The organism is Alphaproteobacteria bacterium (assembly GCA_024244705.1).
In the GTDB taxonomy this organism is placed as follows: domain Bacteria; phylum Pseudomonadota; class Alphaproteobacteria; order JAAEOK01; family JAAEOK01; genus JAAEOK01.
On record JAAEOK010000112.1, the window covers coordinates 1 to 14,029 of the forward strand.

The 14,029-nt window shown below is 60.6% G+C and carries 14 protein-coding genes, 2 tRNA genes, 1 pseudogene and 1 riboswitch; of the genes and pseudogenes, 6 read left to right on the top strand and 11 right to left on the bottom strand.

Translation table 11 applies throughout. From position 1 onward, the window contains the following. Nucleotides 1-1,433, bottom strand: a 1,433-nt coding sequence (locus tag GY791_20175; protein ID MCP4330718.1) for a YfcC family protein, incomplete at its 3' end; no start/stop codon positions are given. Between the two features lie 412 nt (nt 1,434-1,845). Here GY791_20175 and GY791_20180 point away from each other — a divergent pair. Beyond that, complete coding sequence (locus GY791_20180; GenBank protein MCP4330719.1) at nt 1,846-2,289, top strand: hypothetical protein; 444 nt, start codon at nt 1,846-1,848, stop codon at nt 2,287-2,289. Between the two features lie 121 nt (nt 2,290-2,410). On the opposite strand, the gene GY791_20185 is transcribed toward GY791_20180, so the two are convergent. The 3 genes from GY791_20185 to GY791_20195 all read right to left on the bottom strand — a co-directional run bounded on the left by GY791_20185 (nt 2,411) and on the right by GY791_20195 (nt 2,923). Next, nucleotides 2,411-2,487: transfer RNA gene (locus tag GY791_20185), tRNA-Arg, on the bottom strand. A 39-nt stretch (nt 2,488-2,526) separates the two neighbouring features. Then, a complete protein-coding gene (locus GY791_20190) occupies nt 2,527-2,823 on the bottom strand; it encodes an ETC complex I subunit (protein ID MCP4330720.1) in 297 nt (98 codons plus the stop codon). A gap of 23 nt (nt 2,824-2,846) precedes the next feature. Further along, a tRNA-Pro gene (locus GY791_20195) sits at nt 2,847-2,923 on the bottom strand. A 140-nt stretch (nt 2,924-3,063) separates the two neighbouring features. Here GY791_20195 and GY791_20200 point away from each other — a divergent pair. After that, a pseudogene (locus tag GY791_20200) lies at nt 3,064-3,726 on the top strand (SAM-dependent methyltransferase). Between the two features lie 9 nt (nt 3,727-3,735). Here the strand turns inward: GY791_20200 and GY791_20205 are convergent. Both GY791_20205 and GY791_20210 read right to left on the bottom strand, forming a co-directional pair. Then, nucleotides 3,736-4,212 carry a DUF192 domain-containing protein gene (locus GY791_20205; protein MCP4330721.1) on the bottom strand — a complete coding sequence of 159 codons (477 nt, stop codon included), beginning with the start codon at nt 4,210-4,212 and terminating at the stop codon, nt 3,736-3,738. Nucleotides 4,213-4,260: 48 nt separating this feature from the next. Continuing rightward, nucleotides 4,261-5,331 (bottom strand): acetoin utilization protein AcuC, encoded by a 1,071-nt coding sequence (locus GY791_20210; protein MCP4330722.1) that lies wholly within the window; start codon nt 5,329-5,331, stop codon nt 4,261-4,263. A gap of 143 nt (nt 5,332-5,474) precedes the next feature. Then, nucleotides 5,475-5,583: riboswitch (TPP riboswitch) on the top strand. Here GY791_20210 and GY791_20215 point away from each other — a divergent pair. The 4 genes from GY791_20215 to GY791_20230 all read left to right on the top strand — a co-directional run bounded on the left by GY791_20215 (nt 5,575) and on the right by GY791_20230 (nt 9,006). Further along, complete coding sequence (locus GY791_20215; GenBank protein ID MCP4330723.1) at nt 5,575-6,339, top strand: ABC transporter ATP-binding protein; 765 nt, start codon at nt 5,575-5,577, stop codon at nt 6,337-6,339. Its footprint overlaps the riboswitch before it by 9 nt. Continuing rightward, complete coding sequence (locus tag GY791_20220) at nt 6,336-7,097, top strand: ABC transporter permease (GenBank protein ID MCP4330724.1); 762 nt, start codon at nt 6,336-6,338, stop codon at nt 7,095-7,097. Before GY791_20215 ends, GY791_20220 begins: the two co-directional genes overlap by 4 nt. Nucleotides 7,098-7,109: 12 nt before the next feature. Next, on the top strand, nt 7,110-8,060 hold the full coding sequence (locus GY791_20225; GenBank protein ID MCP4330725.1) for an ABC transporter substrate-binding protein: 951 nt from the start codon (nt 7,110-7,112) through the stop codon (nt 8,058-8,060). Between the two features lie 118 nt (nt 8,061-8,178). Then, complete coding sequence (locus tag GY791_20230) at nt 8,179-9,006, top strand: universal stress protein (GenBank protein MCP4330726.1); 828 nt, start codon at nt 8,179-8,181, stop codon at nt 9,004-9,006. A 12-nt stretch (nt 9,007-9,018) separates the two neighbouring features. Here GY791_20230 and GY791_20235 read toward each other — a convergent pair whose 3' ends face one another. The 5 genes from GY791_20235 to GY791_20255 all read right to left on the bottom strand — a co-directional run bounded on the left by GY791_20235 (nt 9,019) and on the right by GY791_20255 (nt 14,025). Further along, complete coding sequence (locus GY791_20235) at nt 9,019-10,449, bottom strand: sodium:proton antiporter (protein ID MCP4330727.1); 1,431 nt, start codon at nt 10,447-10,449, stop codon at nt 9,019-9,021. Between the two features lie 117 nt (nt 10,450-10,566). Further along, on the bottom strand, nt 10,567-11,424 hold the full coding sequence (locus GY791_20240) for an ABC transporter ATP-binding protein (GenBank protein MCP4330728.1): 858 nt from the start codon (nt 11,422-11,424) through the stop codon (nt 10,567-10,569). Next, nucleotides 11,424-12,167 (bottom strand): ABC transporter ATP-binding protein, encoded by a 744-nt coding sequence (locus tag GY791_20245; protein ID MCP4330729.1) that lies wholly within the window; start codon nt 12,165-12,167, stop codon nt 11,424-11,426. Before GY791_20245 ends, GY791_20240 begins: the two co-directional genes overlap by 1 nt. Next, nucleotides 12,164-13,039, bottom strand: coding sequence for a branched-chain amino acid ABC transporter permease (locus GY791_20250; protein ID MCP4330730.1), 876 nt, complete (start codon nt 13,037-13,039; stop codon nt 12,164-12,166). The genes GY791_20245 and GY791_20250 overlap by 4 nt, the downstream gene beginning before the upstream one ends. 95 nt (nt 13,040-13,134) lie before the next feature. Further along, the gene (locus GY791_20255) at nt 13,135-14,025 is read right to left on the bottom strand and encodes a branched-chain amino acid ABC transporter permease (protein MCP4330731.1); all 891 of its coding nucleotides are present in this window, start codon (nt 14,023-14,025) and stop codon (nt 13,135-13,137) included. Nucleotides 14,026-14,029: the final 4 nt, after the last annotated feature.

Below are 14,029 nucleotides of genomic sequence, written 5' to 3' on the forward strand. Positions count from 1 at the left end.
AAGAGCAAACCGAGGCTCAACCCGGCACAGACGATGATGATCAGGATTGCAAGCAACGGCGCGGCGAAGAGCAGCCATCTGTCATACGGAACCCGCCCGATCGCCAATCCGCCCATCAGCACCACCGAGGTCGGCGTAAACAGCTCGACCATGCCGCTGGCCGACTGGAACGCGGTGACGACCAGGGAACGGTTGACTTCCGACACGTCGGCTAGATCAACCAGGATCGGCATCGTCAGTACGGCAAGGCCACTCGAGGAGGGGATCAAGTTGGCAAAGATCAGCTCGAATCCAAAGACGACATTGATGAAGACAATGTGGGGCAAACCGAAGATCCCTTCCTCTGCCCAGAACAGCAACGTGTCCGTCACATGGCCGTTGTCGAGGACGACGAGGACGGCGCGCGCCAGACAGACGATCAAGGCAACCGGCAGAACATCCTTTGCACCATCGACGAAAGTGCTGACGAATTCTTCCTCGCCGAGCCGAGCGACCACGCCAACGACGATTGCGGCGACAAGAAACAGGCCCGTCAACTCGGCCATCCACCAGCCGCCGACCGAAACTCCCCAAATCAAGACGGCGAAGCTGAGCGCGAAGACAACCAGCACGGCGCGGCGCGTCGGCGTGAATTCAATCACCTCCGCGTCATCGGGCTTTTCGCCAACGAAAAACGCGATATTGGCTTCCCGCCGGTTCGCCACCAAAGATCGCTCCGGATCCCGGCGGACCCGCTCGGCATAGCGCATGACATAGACCGAGGCCACGGCCCAGCACGCGATCAGGATCGCCAAACGAAGCGCAAGCCCATCGGTCAGCGGGACTTCGGCAATGTCGGAGGCGATGAGCGTGGAGAATGGGTTCACGGTCGAGCCAAGATTGCCGATACCGGCGCCGACCAGAAGCACCGCGACCCCGGTCAGAGCGTCGTATCCGGCGGCGATCATCACCGGTACGATCAGCATATAGAAGGCAAAGGACTCTTCGGCGAATCCGAATAGCGAACCGGCGGCGGCGAACAGCGCCATCAAAATCGGAATCATCCATTTTTCTCGACCCTCGAGGCGGTTAATCGCCCTTTCGATGACCGCAGTGATGGCACCGGTTCGTGCGATGACGCCCAGGTACCCACCCATGACGAGGATGTATAGCGCTATATCGATCGCTTGGGCTTCGTAGCCCAGCGGCTTGTAGAAGCCGCCGACGGGGGCCAAGATGACATCGAGAATCCCTTGCGGCTCGGGCTCCACGCTCCTATAGGTCCCGGGAATGGGAAGGCTATGATTATGGATGTCCGGATCGGTTCGGTCGTATAGACCGGCCGGAACGATCCATGTGAGACCGGCCGCGACGACAATGAGGACAAGCAGAATCGTGTAGGTCGTCGGACACCTGAATCGGATCCGCGCCTTCGCTGCTTGAGTGTCACTCATCTTTCGTTCGGATTTATTGACAATTGATGCCTCAGTATGCCGCGCAGATTTGCGAAGACTAATCCTTTTTGACATTCTGCCACTTTGGGTTCGGAATTATCGACGGTGCTAGAAACATCTGACACTAGGCGGGCAACCGCCCCGCTTGGCGGGTCTTTCATACCTTCATGCCGGGCGTCTGCCGGATACAATACCCGAGAGGGAAAGAAGGCAGGCACGACCAATGCCGTGTTATCAGCGCCCGGCGCCAGGGCTGTCCCTTGGCGTGGCCTGATAAGCCAAAGCATTGGAGCTATCCATGCAGAGAACCCATGAAACGCGGCGAGATCTTCTCGCCCTGAGCGGCGCTGTCATAGCGGCGCCAATTGCAGCGACCGCCCCCGCATCAGCCGGCAGCGACCCTATCTTGCCAATGATCGACAACACGTATCGCCTCCAGGCGCGAACGCAAATGCTCTGGCAGAAGGCGGTGAGTCTGCGGGCGGTTGTTGACACGCATCCCGAAAATCCCGGCCTTATGCCGCCCGCAGTCTACCCAGGTGAGACGGCGGATTGGATAAGGACTACCGTGAACCCGATCTGGAACAGGTTTGGCCTTAACCGCGCCTATGACGAGGCGAACGCCGCCGACACCGTGGCACGGCAAGCTTTCACCGACATGTGGAAGGTCGAGCCTCGGACGATTGAGGGCGCGATCGCCAAGTTGAAGGTCGCGGCGCATGTCGTCCACGGAAAACTTATGGATGGCGAACTGCCGCTGGACAGCCTTCACCCGGAGCTTTGGGTAAACGAGGTGTCCCGCGATCTTGCCGACCAGGCCATAAGCGAACTGGAAGCCGTGTGGAGGGTGTCATGACCCTCACTACGGACATTGACGCCTTCATTGCCCCGCTCACGGACATAGAGCGGACATAGAGCAGATACGAATTTGTTCAAAAATATGCTCCATCATAAATACCTGTTTTAATTATCAAAATTGGTGCGCCCGGCAGGATTTGAACCTGCGACCTACGGATTAGAAGTCCGTCGCTCTATCCAGCTGAGCTACGGGCGCATTGAACGGTCGTCGCCGTCATCGGTCGGCCGCCGCCGATCAACCCGGCGGCCGGTTCCAGCGGAAATTCGCGGCATAGCTCTTAGGTTGAATGCGGCGCTCGTGGGGCTCTTCGACCTCGTAGGCGATGCCGCGCCGTTCGGCATAGGCGACGGCCTCGTCCCTGGTCTCGAATGATAGCCGCCACTGCCGGTTCATGTCGTCGGAGCTTGTCCAACCCATAAGCGGGTCCCGCGTCTTCCGCGACTGCGGCAGGCTCTCGAGCAGCCATCTGTGGGTTTTGGCCCGTCCCGATTGCATGGCCGTCTTGGTGGGCTGATAAATCCGTGCCTTCATGTGTCGAACCTTCGTTCTCGGTCTGGTCGGGGCGCCCGGATTCGAACCGGGGGCCTCCTGCTCCCAAAGCAGGCGCGCTACCAGGCTGCGCCACGCCCCGATGGGCGGAAAATATGCATTTCGGGGTGCCCTGGCAACACATGCCTAGTATCGCCCATTTTGCGGCCATCGGCCATGCGGTTGAATGTAACGTCAGCCTGACTTACTTGATCGCGACTTCGCTTCAACATGGGAACCGGGATGGCCAGCCGAACACTCAATCTCAACGATGACCTTTACGATTATCTCGTCGCCGTATCGGTCCGGGAACACGCGGCGCAGGCGGCGCTTCGCGATGCCACCGTCGGCATGCGCGGCGAGATCATGCAGATTTCCCCGGAGCAAGGTTAAATCATGGCGCTTCTGGCCGAAATGATCGGCGCCCGCCGGGCACTCGAAATCGGTACCTATACCGGCTACAGCGCGCTTTCGGTTGCGCTGGCGCTGCCCCACGACGGCCAATTGATCGCCTGCGATATCAGCGACGAATACACCCGCGTCGGCCGCCCCTTCTGGGATCAAGCCGACGTGGCCCACAAGATCGACCTTCGTCTCGGCCCCGCCCTCACGACCCTCGACGAGCTGGTCGCGAATGACGAGATCGCCAAATTCGATTTCGCCTTCATCGATGCCGACAAGACCAACTACGACGCCTATTACGAGCGCTGCCTGACGCTGGTTCGGCCGGGCGGCCTCATCCTGGTCGACAACGTGTTGTGGAGCGGCGACGTCATCGACAGCGAAAAGCAGGATGAAGATACGGTTGCCATTCGTGCGTTGAATGAGAAACTGAAATCCGACGAGCGCGTTTCGCTCAGCTTGTTGCCGGTTGGCGACGGCCTGACCCTGGCCCTGAAGCGCTGAACCCCTCCTTCAGTCCGAAAAGATTCCGTGGGCGACGCGATCGCCCGGCGCGATGCCGAGCCGTGAGACCGTACCGCCATTGACCTCGAGAACGGCGCGAACCGGGCCGTCCGATGGAATCGTCGCCAGCGAATGGGGAACCGCCCGCTCGACGATATTCACGATTCGCCCGTCGCCTCCGATGAACAGTAGGTCCAAGGGAATGTAGGTGTTTTTCATCCACATCGCGACCGACCGCGGCGCACCATAGTCGAACAGCATACCGCCATCCTTCGGCAAGGATTGCCGGAACATGAGCCCCTGCATCTTTTGTGCCGGCGTGGTCGCGACCTCGACGGTGAAATCGACCTTGCCCGCCGCGGTCTCGATCGTCAGTGGCGTCAGCCCCGGATCGCTGCCCGACTGGGCCCATCCCATTTCGGACCACGCCTGCAGGACGAACAACAGAACGATGACTTTGGCGACTGCCAGCACGTCCAGGCGCATCGAAATTGTACTCGTAGGCGGCAACATATCCTCCGTTATTCCCGGGCATCATGACAATTGCAAGGCGGATGACGCACTCGCCGATGACCGGTCGAGGTTTCGCGCACTCTTCTCGGCGAGATCGCGGATTTCATGTCTAATCGGCCCGACACGGGGCGGATCGGACAATGTCGTAAACCAGTGTTGAGGCGGATTCCGGCCCGCGCTGCGCGACCAGCTCAGTTCACGCAACACGGATTCGGCAGCCGCCGGCAGGCGATCGGGGATTTCTCGTCCGTTGAGGATTCCCCAAATACCCGACCAGCATCTTCCGACCGACCAAGGATTGTAACCCCCGCCGCCGAGCACGAGCAGTCGGGAGGTCAGCGACTGCACGGCACGTACCACGTCCCACAGCGCTTTATTGGAAAGCGCGAGGCGGCTCAGCGGGTCATCCGCCAAGCCGTCCGCACCGGCCTGCAGAATAATGGCGTCGGGCCCGAAACCGGCAAGTGCCGGCATCACGATTTCGTCGCGCAAGAGCGCGAGCTCGTCGTCGTGAAACCCTTCGGGCACCGGCAAATTGATTGCTCCACCGTCACCCATGCGGCGCGATACCTGCCCGGTGTGTGGCCACCGCCCCGCTTCATGGATCGAAATCGTCAGCACGCGCGGGTCGTCAATCAATGCGTCCTCGACGCCGTCGCAATGGTGGGCATCGACATCGACATAGGCGACACGCCCATGGCCGTCGTCTAACAACGCTAGGATTCCCAATACCGGCTCGTTGAAATAACAGAACCCGCTCGCCCTGTCGGGCCGACCGTGGTGCGTGCCGCCGGCGGGGCTATGGACGACCCCGCCGGCCCGCAACATCGTCACCGCGGCCAGGGTCGCACCGCAGGCCGTGGCCGGGCGGCTGAAGACTTGTCCAAAGATCGGGTTTCCGTTGGCACCGATGTGATACCGGCGGCGGGCTTCAGTGCTGATCCTCTGGGTCCGTTCAGTTTCCTGGAGCGCCCGGATATAGGCCGGATCGTGAAATCGTCGCAACTGGTCGGGCGTCGCCTGAGGGCTATCGACATACTGATCGGCCTCGAGCCAACCGAGCGCGCGACACAGATCGACGACCGTGGACATCCGCGGAATCGCCAGCGGATGCTTTCCGCCGTAGCGTGAGCGCCGGTAGATCTCGCTGCCGATGAAACGGGGATATTGTCGAAACGGTACGCCGGTCAAACCGCGCAGCCTTGCCAAAGCGACCGCCAAATTCCATACTCCGGCCCAACCCCGGGGGGAGCCGCATGGAGCGGCTGAGAGGTTCCAATTCCGGAACGACCCCTCGAACCTGATCCGGTTAGAGCCGGCGGAGGGACGGGAACCATGCCGCAAGAATCAGTATCCAAGCCCATAACCGTTCTCGTTCATGGGGCACGAATCGATTATGGCGGATCCGCGCTGTTTGATAACCTCGATTTTACGTTGTCCGGCGGTCGCTGGACCAGCATTCTCGGGCCAAGCGGGGTCGGCAAGACGACTTTGCTGCGACTGATCGCCGGCCTGACTGATTTCGATTCCGAACAAGCGGTGACCTGCGACGATGGTCGGCCGCTCCACGGGCGGGTCGCCTACATGGCGCAGCAAGACCTCTTGCTGCCATGGCTGACTGCAATTCAAAACATCCTTCTCGGGCCATCGCTACGCGGCCAACGGTCCGCGCCGTCCCGGGAACGCGCTCGAAACCTTCTCGAACAAGTCGGCCTGAGCCATAAGGGGGACGCATTGCCGGCCGAGCTTTCCGGCGGGCAACGACAGCGTATCGCCCTGGCCCGCACGCTATTGGAGGATCGCCCGGTGGTGCTGATGGACGAGCCGTTTTCTTCGCTCGACGCGCTGACCCGCCTGCGCCTCCAGGATATCGCCGCGCGGCTGCTTCGGGGGCGGACCGTTCTTTTGGTCACCCACGATCCACTCGAAGCACTGCGTTTATCGGATGAAATCCAGATCATGAGTGGCGAACCGGCGACGATTACCGATGCACCCATTCCGCCTGGAATGCCGCCCCGAGCGGTCGACGATCGCGACATCGTTGCCCGGCATGTGGCGCTGCTGCGTCAGCTCCAATCCGAGGCGAAGAAGGCGGCATGACCGCCATGCTCCGTGTCTTGGTCATTGGCGTCGGGCTTATCGCCTTGTGGGCGGTGGCGGTCCTCATCGCGCGCCCGCCGCCATACATCATGCCGGGTCCGATTGAGGTCGCAGTCGCATTGTTCGAGCACGCGGAAACGATCTCTTACAATGCGGCCATAACATTGATCGAAATTCTTCTCGGGCTGTCGCTGGGCATCATCCTCGGCATCGCCAGCGCCTTGGTGATGGCATATTTCCGCCCGGCCCGCCGATGGCTGATGCCGGTGCTGGTCATCAGTCAGGCGCTTCCGGTCTTCGCCCTGGCACCGCTGCTTGTCCTGTGGCTGGGCTATGGCTTGGGTTCGAAGGTCGCGATGGCGACATTGATAATATTCTTTCCGGTCACGGCCACCTTCTTCGATGGTCTTCGGCGCACCGACCAGGGCTGGCTCGACCTGGCCCGGATCATGAACGGGTCACGCCTCGCCATTCTGCGGCGGGTCCGCATCCCGGCCGCCCTCCCCGCCTTCGGCGCCGGGCTCCGGGTCGCCGCCGCGGTCGCGCCGATCGGCGCTGTCGTCGGGGAGTGGGTCGGCTCCAGTGCCGGGCTCGGATACCTCATGTTGCATGCCAACGCCCGACTTCAGATCGACCTCATGTTCGCCGCCCTGGTCGTGCTCGGCGCGCTCGCCGTCACCCTCTATTACGTCATCGACATCGCGATGAACCGGCTCGTCTACTGGCAGCCGGAAACCGACGTCACGGAAATCGGATAAGGCTCTAACCTCATGAAAAAATCACTACGCCTGTTCTCATCCGCCGCCGCAATCGTCGCGCTCTTGGTCGCGCCCGCTCACGCCGCGGAAAAATTTGCGGTCATGCTCGATTGGTTCATAAACCCGGACCATGCGCCACTGTTCGTCGCTCTCGAGAAAGGCTATTTCGAGGAAGCCGGACTGGAGGTCGAGTTCGTCGAACCGGCCGACCCCAACGATCCGCCGAAACTCGTTGCCGCCGGCAAGGCCGATTTGGCGGTCTCCTACCAGCCCCAGCTCCATATTCAGATCAATGAAGGCTTGCCATTGGTGCGGGTCGGCACGCTGGTGGCCACCCCCCTCAGCACCCTGCTCGTCCGCGCCGACGGCCCAGTTGCCAACCTCGCCGACCTCAATGGCAGGAAGGTCGGATTCTCGATCGGAGGATTCGAGGACGCGATCCTGAAAGTCATGCTGGAACAAGCGGGCCTGAGCCTCGACGACGTGGAATTGGTGAACGTCAATTTCTCGCTCTCGCCGTCACTGCTTTCCGGCCAGGTCGACGCGGTAATCGGCGCGTTCCGGAACTTCGAACTCAATCAGATGGACATCGTCGGCGTACCGGGGAAGGCATTCTATCCCGAGGAGAACGGCGTGCCGCCCTACGACGAGCTGATCCTGGTTGCCAACTCCGACCGCCGCGACGACCCGAGCGTGTCGGCCTTCGTGCGCGCCGTCGAACGGGGTGTACAGTTTCTCATCAACCATCCCGATCAAAGCTGGACGCTTTTCGTTTCCGGCGACCGGGAATCTCTAGACGACGAACTCAACCGGCGAGCCTGGCGCGATACACTTCCCCGATTCGCATTGCGGCCGGCGGCATTCGACAACCGGCGCTATGAGATCTTTGGCGAATTCCTCAAGGCGCACGGACTCATCACCGAAACGCCCCCGGTCGCGACCTATGCGATCGAGCCCCGCTAAGTGCTGCCGCCAAACGCCGGCGCCCGTCGAAGCGGCGCTTGTTATTGGATGCTGCTCCTGTTGAAATGGCCTGTTGCCGTCACTAGCCTTGATTTCCTCGGGTACGGAGATTCCGCCAATGTCGATTAAGAAGATCCTTGTCCATCTCGCCGCCGACGCCAGTCATCTTGAACGCATGAAGGTGGCGATGGAGCTTGCGCGTCGGAACGATGCGCATGTCGAGGCGATTTTCTTCGTGAAACCGGTCGGCATGCCGGGTGAAATCACCGGCCGCGGCGCATCGGCCGCCTATATCGGCGCAACCGTCAGGGAAGCCCGCCGACGCGCGGAAGAATTGGAAAAGGAGTTCGTCGATACCTGCAAGCGGGACAAACTGAGCTACGAATGGAGCGTCGAGGAAGGCGACCCGGCGGAGGTCATCGAGGAGCACGTACACTTGGCCGATCTGGCCGTCGTAACCCAGGTCAAGCCCGACTATATCGACGAAGTCTTCTACCCGCCCATTCCGGATAAGATAACGACGCGAGCGGGCTGTCCGGTCCTTGTCTTGCCCGAAGACTGGACCTATTCGGAATTCGGCAAAAACGTGCTGGTCGCATGGAAAAGTTCACGCGAGGCGACGCGTGCGCTTCGCGAATCGCTGCCAATCCTTCACACCGCGGAAAAGGTCACGATTCTCACGATCGGCCCCAAGTCGACTCATTCACTGCCGATAAAGGAGGCGCAGGAATATTTGAGCCGCCACGGCATTGATGCGGAAACGCGAATCGATTTCCACGATAAAAGCCATTTTGGCGAGATCATGCTCAGCCACGCGCAGGAACTTGGCGCCGACTTGCTGGTCATGGGCGCCTATGGCCAGTCCCGGCTCAAGGAAATGCTGACCGGCGGCACGACCCGTCACGTGATGGGACACATGACCCTTCCCGTGCTGATGTCGCACTAGAAATCCTGGCGCTTAGCCAAACCAGATCAGCGTTACCAGCACGAAGATCGGGATCAGGATCAATACGCTCCAACCCATATAGCCGAAGAAACTCGGCATCTTGATTCCCGACTGTTCGGCAATCGACCGCACCATAAAGTTGGGCGCATTGCCGATATAGGTGTTGGCACCCATGAAGACGGCGCCGGCCGAGATGGCCAGGAGCGTCGAAGCCATTGGGCCCATGAGCGCTTGTGGATCGCCCCCGGCCGTGTTGAAGAAGACAAGATAGGTCGGCGCATTATCGAGGAAGCTCGACAAGATGCCGGTCGCCCAGAAATACATTTCGTCGACCGGTTGCCCATCCTCCGAGACCAACGAAATTATCGGCTCCAGGGCGCCCGCGGTGCCGGCGCGAAGTATCGCAATGGCGGGGATGATGGTTAGAAAAATGCCGGCAAAGAGTTTTGCGACCTCGACGATGGGGAACCAACTGAAGCCGTTCGCTTCGCGGCTCTCGAGACTGGTAACTTTCCACGAAACGAACGCAATGCCGACCAGGAGCAAATCTCGCGCCAGATTCTGAAGTTCGACGTGGACGTGAAAGACCTCGAACTCGATGTGCGGCCGCCAAACACCGCTCATCAGGACCGCGGCAATGATACCGCCGATCAGAATGATATTGAATTTACCTTCGAGGCCAAGTTTTTCGCCCGATTCGTCAGCCGCAGGGAGCCCGCCCTCCCGCCTGTAAAGAAAGCTGTCGAGCACGTAGAAGATCGCCAATAGCACGACCGCCACGAATACCATCGGCAGAAACATGTGCGTCGTCGGCCAGAAAAAATCGACCCCCTTTAGGAAACCGAGAAACAAAGGCGGATCGCCCAGCGGGGTCAATGATCCGCCGATATTGGCGACGAGAAAAATAAAGAAAACGACGACATGGACTTTGCTCTTACGTCCCTCGTTGGCTCGCAAGACCGGCCGGATCAGGAGCATCGCCGCTCCCGTTGTCCCCATCCAGCTTGCGATCACCGTACCGATGAGAAGGATCATCGTGTTTACGGCGGGCGTTCCGCGCAGCGTCCCGGTCAGGCGGACACCACCGGCAACGGTGAACAGCGACAACAGCAAAATGATAAAGGGCAGGTATTCGAGAAGCAGGACGTGGAGCACCTCGAACAGGGCGAGTTGGTATCCGAACACCAAGGTGAATGGGACCAGAAAGGCGAGCCCCCAGAAGGCCGAGATTTTGCCAAAATGGCGATGCCAAAACGTCGGTGCGACGAGCGGAAAGACCGCGATCGAGAGCAGGATACCGATGAACGGAACGACCCACAGCAGACCGAGCAATCCGCCCTCTAGGTGGGGGGCGCCGCCTTCGGCCGCGACGGCCGACAGCGGAATAAATGTAACGACGGCCGCCACGAGCAGACCGGCAACGATGCATCTTCGATCGGTCATGGTTCGCCGGTCTCTCCCCTGGTCGATTCTACGATCCGAACCGGATCTCGGACTTTCCCCGTAATCAAGGGTTAACATGATTGCCGCGCCCCCGCCAAGAGCCCGGTCGAACGAATTTCAACCGCCGAGGAAAAGCCGCGCGACATCGGCATTATCGAGTAGATCGGAGCCCGGTCCGGCGAGCGCGACCTGGCCCGATACCATGACGTAGCCGATGTCGGCAAACCCCAAACCCTTCTTGGCGTTCTGTTCGACCATGATGATCGTTTTGCCGTCGCGTTCCCGCAACTCCGCGAGGATGTCGAAGACCATGTCGATGTAGCGGGGCTCGAGACCGATCGAAGGCTCGTCGATCAACAGGATTTGTGGGTCCATGACCAGGGCCCGTGAGATTTCCAGCAGGCGCCGCTCGCCGCCGGAAAGGACGCGCGCCGGCTGGTGCCGTCGGCGCGCCAGCCGGTCGTACTTTGCCAACACTTTCTCGGCTGCCGCCTTGACCGCCTGCCGGTCCGGCAGGAGGTAGCCGCCCATCCACAGATTCTCTTCCACCGTCATATCGGGGAAGACGGAATTGTCCTGCAGGACATAGGCGATACCGGCCTGGCGCAATTTAGCATTGGGCGAAAGTGCTGTGACCTCCTCGCCGGCCACCGATATTCGCCCCCCAAATATCCGCGTGAAGCCGTAGATCGAGTGTAAGACCGTCGATTTGCCGGCCCCGTTCGGTCCGATCAGGCAGAGTGCCTGTCCGGCCCCGACTTGAAGGTCTACGGAGTGGAGGACTTCCATACGGCCATAGCCGGCGACGAGCCCATCGATCGTAATGAGGGCTTGACCGTCGACGAGGGCGGCCAGAGCTTCCGGCGTCGGCGCGTCCCGCGCCAGTTCGGCCGCTGCCCGTGCCACGTCGTCGACGGCAAGCACCGTATCGACGTCGCCCTCGCCATATCCACGATTGCCCTCGAGCCCGCCCATCACTGAACCCCAAGATAGGCGTCGAGCACGCGCTGGTCGTTCTTGATCTCTGCCGGGCTGCCCTCGGCTAGTAGCTCGCCATGGGCGAGGCAGTAGATATGGCTCGCGAGGTTCATGATAACGCGCATGTTATGCTCGATGACAAACAAGGTGATCCCGAGTTCGCGGTTGGCCCGCTTCAGGCGATCGATCAATCCATTGATGAGCGTCGGGTTGATTCCGGCGGTGGGCTCGTCGAGCATCAGCATCCTGGGGCCGTTTATCAGCGCCATAGCGAACTCGAGAAGCTTCTGCTGGCCAAAGGACAGATCGCCCGCGCGTAAATGGCGCTTGGCGAAGAGCCCGACAAATGACAAGAGGTCCTCTGCCCGCTCGATATCCTCATCGCCGACCCGGCCGACCATGGTGCGCAGCGAGGCCGAACTCTGCGGGATGCTGATCAGCATATTGTCGAGGCAGGTCATGCGGCGGTAGATGCGTGTCTGCTGATAGGTGCGCAGCAATCCGCGTCGCGCGACATCGGCAACGCGCAGCCGGGTGATTTCCTCGCCGAGAAACTGGATCGACCCTGCGTCGACCGGATGGGTGCCGACGATCGAATTGAAAAGAGTGGTCTTGCCCGACCCGTTGGGCCCTATCAGGCCGACAATCTGTCCCTCGCCGACCGACAGCGAAATGTCCTTGTTGGCGACGACCCCGCCGAACGCCTTCGACACGTCACGGACATCGAGCAGGCCGGTCATGAGCTCTCTTCCTCGACCCGGTGGCCAAAGGTCTCGGGCCAGCGCTCGCGCGCCCAGCCAAGGACCCCTTCCGGGAAAAAGATCACGATGGCGACGATGAAGCCGCCGAGCGCCACCCGCTGCCAGCCGAGCAAGTGGGTCCAAGTCAATTCCTGCACCAAGAGGAAAATAGCGGCGCCAATGACCGGACCCCAGAGCGTCCCCTTCCCGCCGAGAATAGCCATCAGCACCATCCATACGCCAAGCGTCGGGCCGGCGAACGCCGTATCGCGGGGATCGATGAACCGCTGCTGATTGCCGAAGAGCCCGCCGGCCACGGCCAGGAAAGTGGCCGCGATACACCACGCCACAATCTTGTATTGTGTCGTCGGCAGGCCCATCGATTCGGCCTTGTCCTCGTCGTCCCGGATCGCATTGGCGGCGAGTCCGAAGCGCGCAGCCAGGAGCCAGCGCAGCAACAGGAAACAGGTGACGGCCAACGCAAAGAACGCGTAATAGAGGAACGTGTTGCCGGCATCGATCGGACCCGGGAACCCCGGCGTCAACATCCCCGAACCGGCGCCAACATATTCCCATGCTCCGGCGATTTCTCCGGCCGCGATTCCCAGGCCCAGCGTAGCGATGGCGAAATAGTGACCGCGCAAGCGGAGGATTCCATACCCGAGCACGGCGGCAACGACGACCGCGATGACGATCGACATTGCGATGCCGGAGAATAGTCCTTCGAGATAGGCAAATCCGAAATCGCGCTGGGCGATAGCGGTGCCATACGCGCCGATACCGAAGAACAGGATATTGCCGAACGAATTGTACCCCATCTGTCCGCCGAGAAGGTCCCAGGTCAGGGCCAAGACAACCATCATCCAAAGCATGGAAAATTGAACGACATAGGCCGGCGCGACGAACGGCACGGCAAGACCGATGCCAGCGACCGTCAGCGGAAGGATGATATCGCTCGCCAGCGCCTTCACTTCAGGTACTGGCGTTTGCGAGCGGCCCACAGGCTACGCAGGACAAGAATAACGACGAGGAGCGAGAATACGAAGGCGAGCCGAAATTCCGAGCCGAACACGAAGTCGACGAAGTTCTCCGCCGTGCCTAGACCGAGCGCGGCGGCGATAACACCCGGCAAGTTGCCGAGCCCGGCGACGATCACGATCATGAATGAACGAACCGTATAGGCCAGCCCGTTGAAGGCCTGAATCACCCACGTCATCGCTACCAGACTGCCGGCGACGCCGCAAATCGCCGCATTCAAGCTGTAGCTCAGGGCGTAGACGCGGTCGGTATCGACACCCATGATCCGTGCGGCACGGGCATTCTGCGCGGTGGCTCTGACGGCTTGGCCGATCCGCGAATAGCGGAGGAACAGGAACAGGGTGACCGCGACCAATATGGTGATCGAAAAGGAAACCAACTTGATCCCGGCCACGGTAACGTCGCCGCCCAGGAGCAGCAGCGTCCCGAGCCCGGTATCAACCGATTCGGGATCGGCGCCGAACACTTGGTTCATCAATTGTTGCAAGAAGATACTGATACCGAACGTGGCGAGCAGGGATATGAACAGATCCCGGTCAACGATACGGAATATCGCCAATCGATAGATCAGCCAGCCGACCACGAACAAGACGACGGCCGCCGCAGGAATGCCGAAGAAGGGGTTGAACCCGGCCTTCGCCAACGCCACGGTGACGAAACCACCCAGCATCACGAATTCGCCTTGGGTGATATTGATTATGTTCATGACCCCCCAAACCAGGGCCATGCCATAGGCCGCCAGTGCAAAAATCGCACCGAACAGAATTCCATCGATGAGCAATTGCAGCGCGAAATGAGGCGCGACAACGAGGATGTCGATATTG

Bases quoted from the DNA above. Each gene is read 5' to 3' on its own strand.
- GY791_20180 (MCP4330719.1), top strand. From the start codon at position 1,846: ATGATCGACAACACGTATCGCCTCCAGGCGCGAACGCAAATGCTCTGG.
- GY791_20190 (MCP4330720.1), bottom strand. From the start codon at position 2,823: ATGAAGGCACGGATTTATCAGCCCACCAAGACGGCCATGCAATCGGGA.
- GY791_20205 (MCP4330721.1), bottom strand. From the start codon at position 4,212: ATGCGCCTGGACGTGCTGGCAGTCGCCAAAGTCATCGTTCTGTTGTTC.
- GY791_20210 (MCP4330722.1), bottom strand. From the start codon at position 5,331: ATGTCCACGGTCGTCGATCTGTGTCGCGCGCTCGGTTGGCTCGAGGCC.
- GY791_20215 (MCP4330723.1), top strand. From the start codon at position 5,575: ATGCCGCAAGAATCAGTATCCAAGCCCATAACCGTTCTCGTTCATGGG.
- GY791_20220 (MCP4330724.1), top strand. From the start codon at position 6,336: ATGACCGCCATGCTCCGTGTCTTGGTCATTGGCGTCGGGCTTATCGCC.
- GY791_20225 (MCP4330725.1), top strand. From the start codon at position 7,110: ATGAAAAAATCACTACGCCTGTTCTCATCCGCCGCCGCAATCGTCGCG.
- GY791_20230 (MCP4330726.1), top strand. From the start codon at position 8,179: ATGTCGATTAAGAAGATCCTTGTCCATCTCGCCGCCGACGCCAGTCAT.
- GY791_20235 (MCP4330727.1), bottom strand. From the start codon at position 10,449: ATGACCGATCGAAGATGCATCGTTGCCGGTCTGCTCGTGGCGGCCGTC.
- GY791_20240 (MCP4330728.1), bottom strand. From the start codon at position 11,424: ATGGGCGGGCTCGAGGGCAATCGTGGATATGGCGAGGGCGACGTCGAT.
- GY791_20245 (MCP4330729.1), bottom strand. From the start codon at position 12,167: ATGACCGGCCTGCTCGATGTCCGTGACGTGTCGAAGGCGTTCGGCGGG.
- GY791_20250 (MCP4330730.1), bottom strand. From the start codon at position 13,039: ATGCTTTGGATGATGGTTGTCTTGGCCCTGACCTGGGACCTTCTCGGC.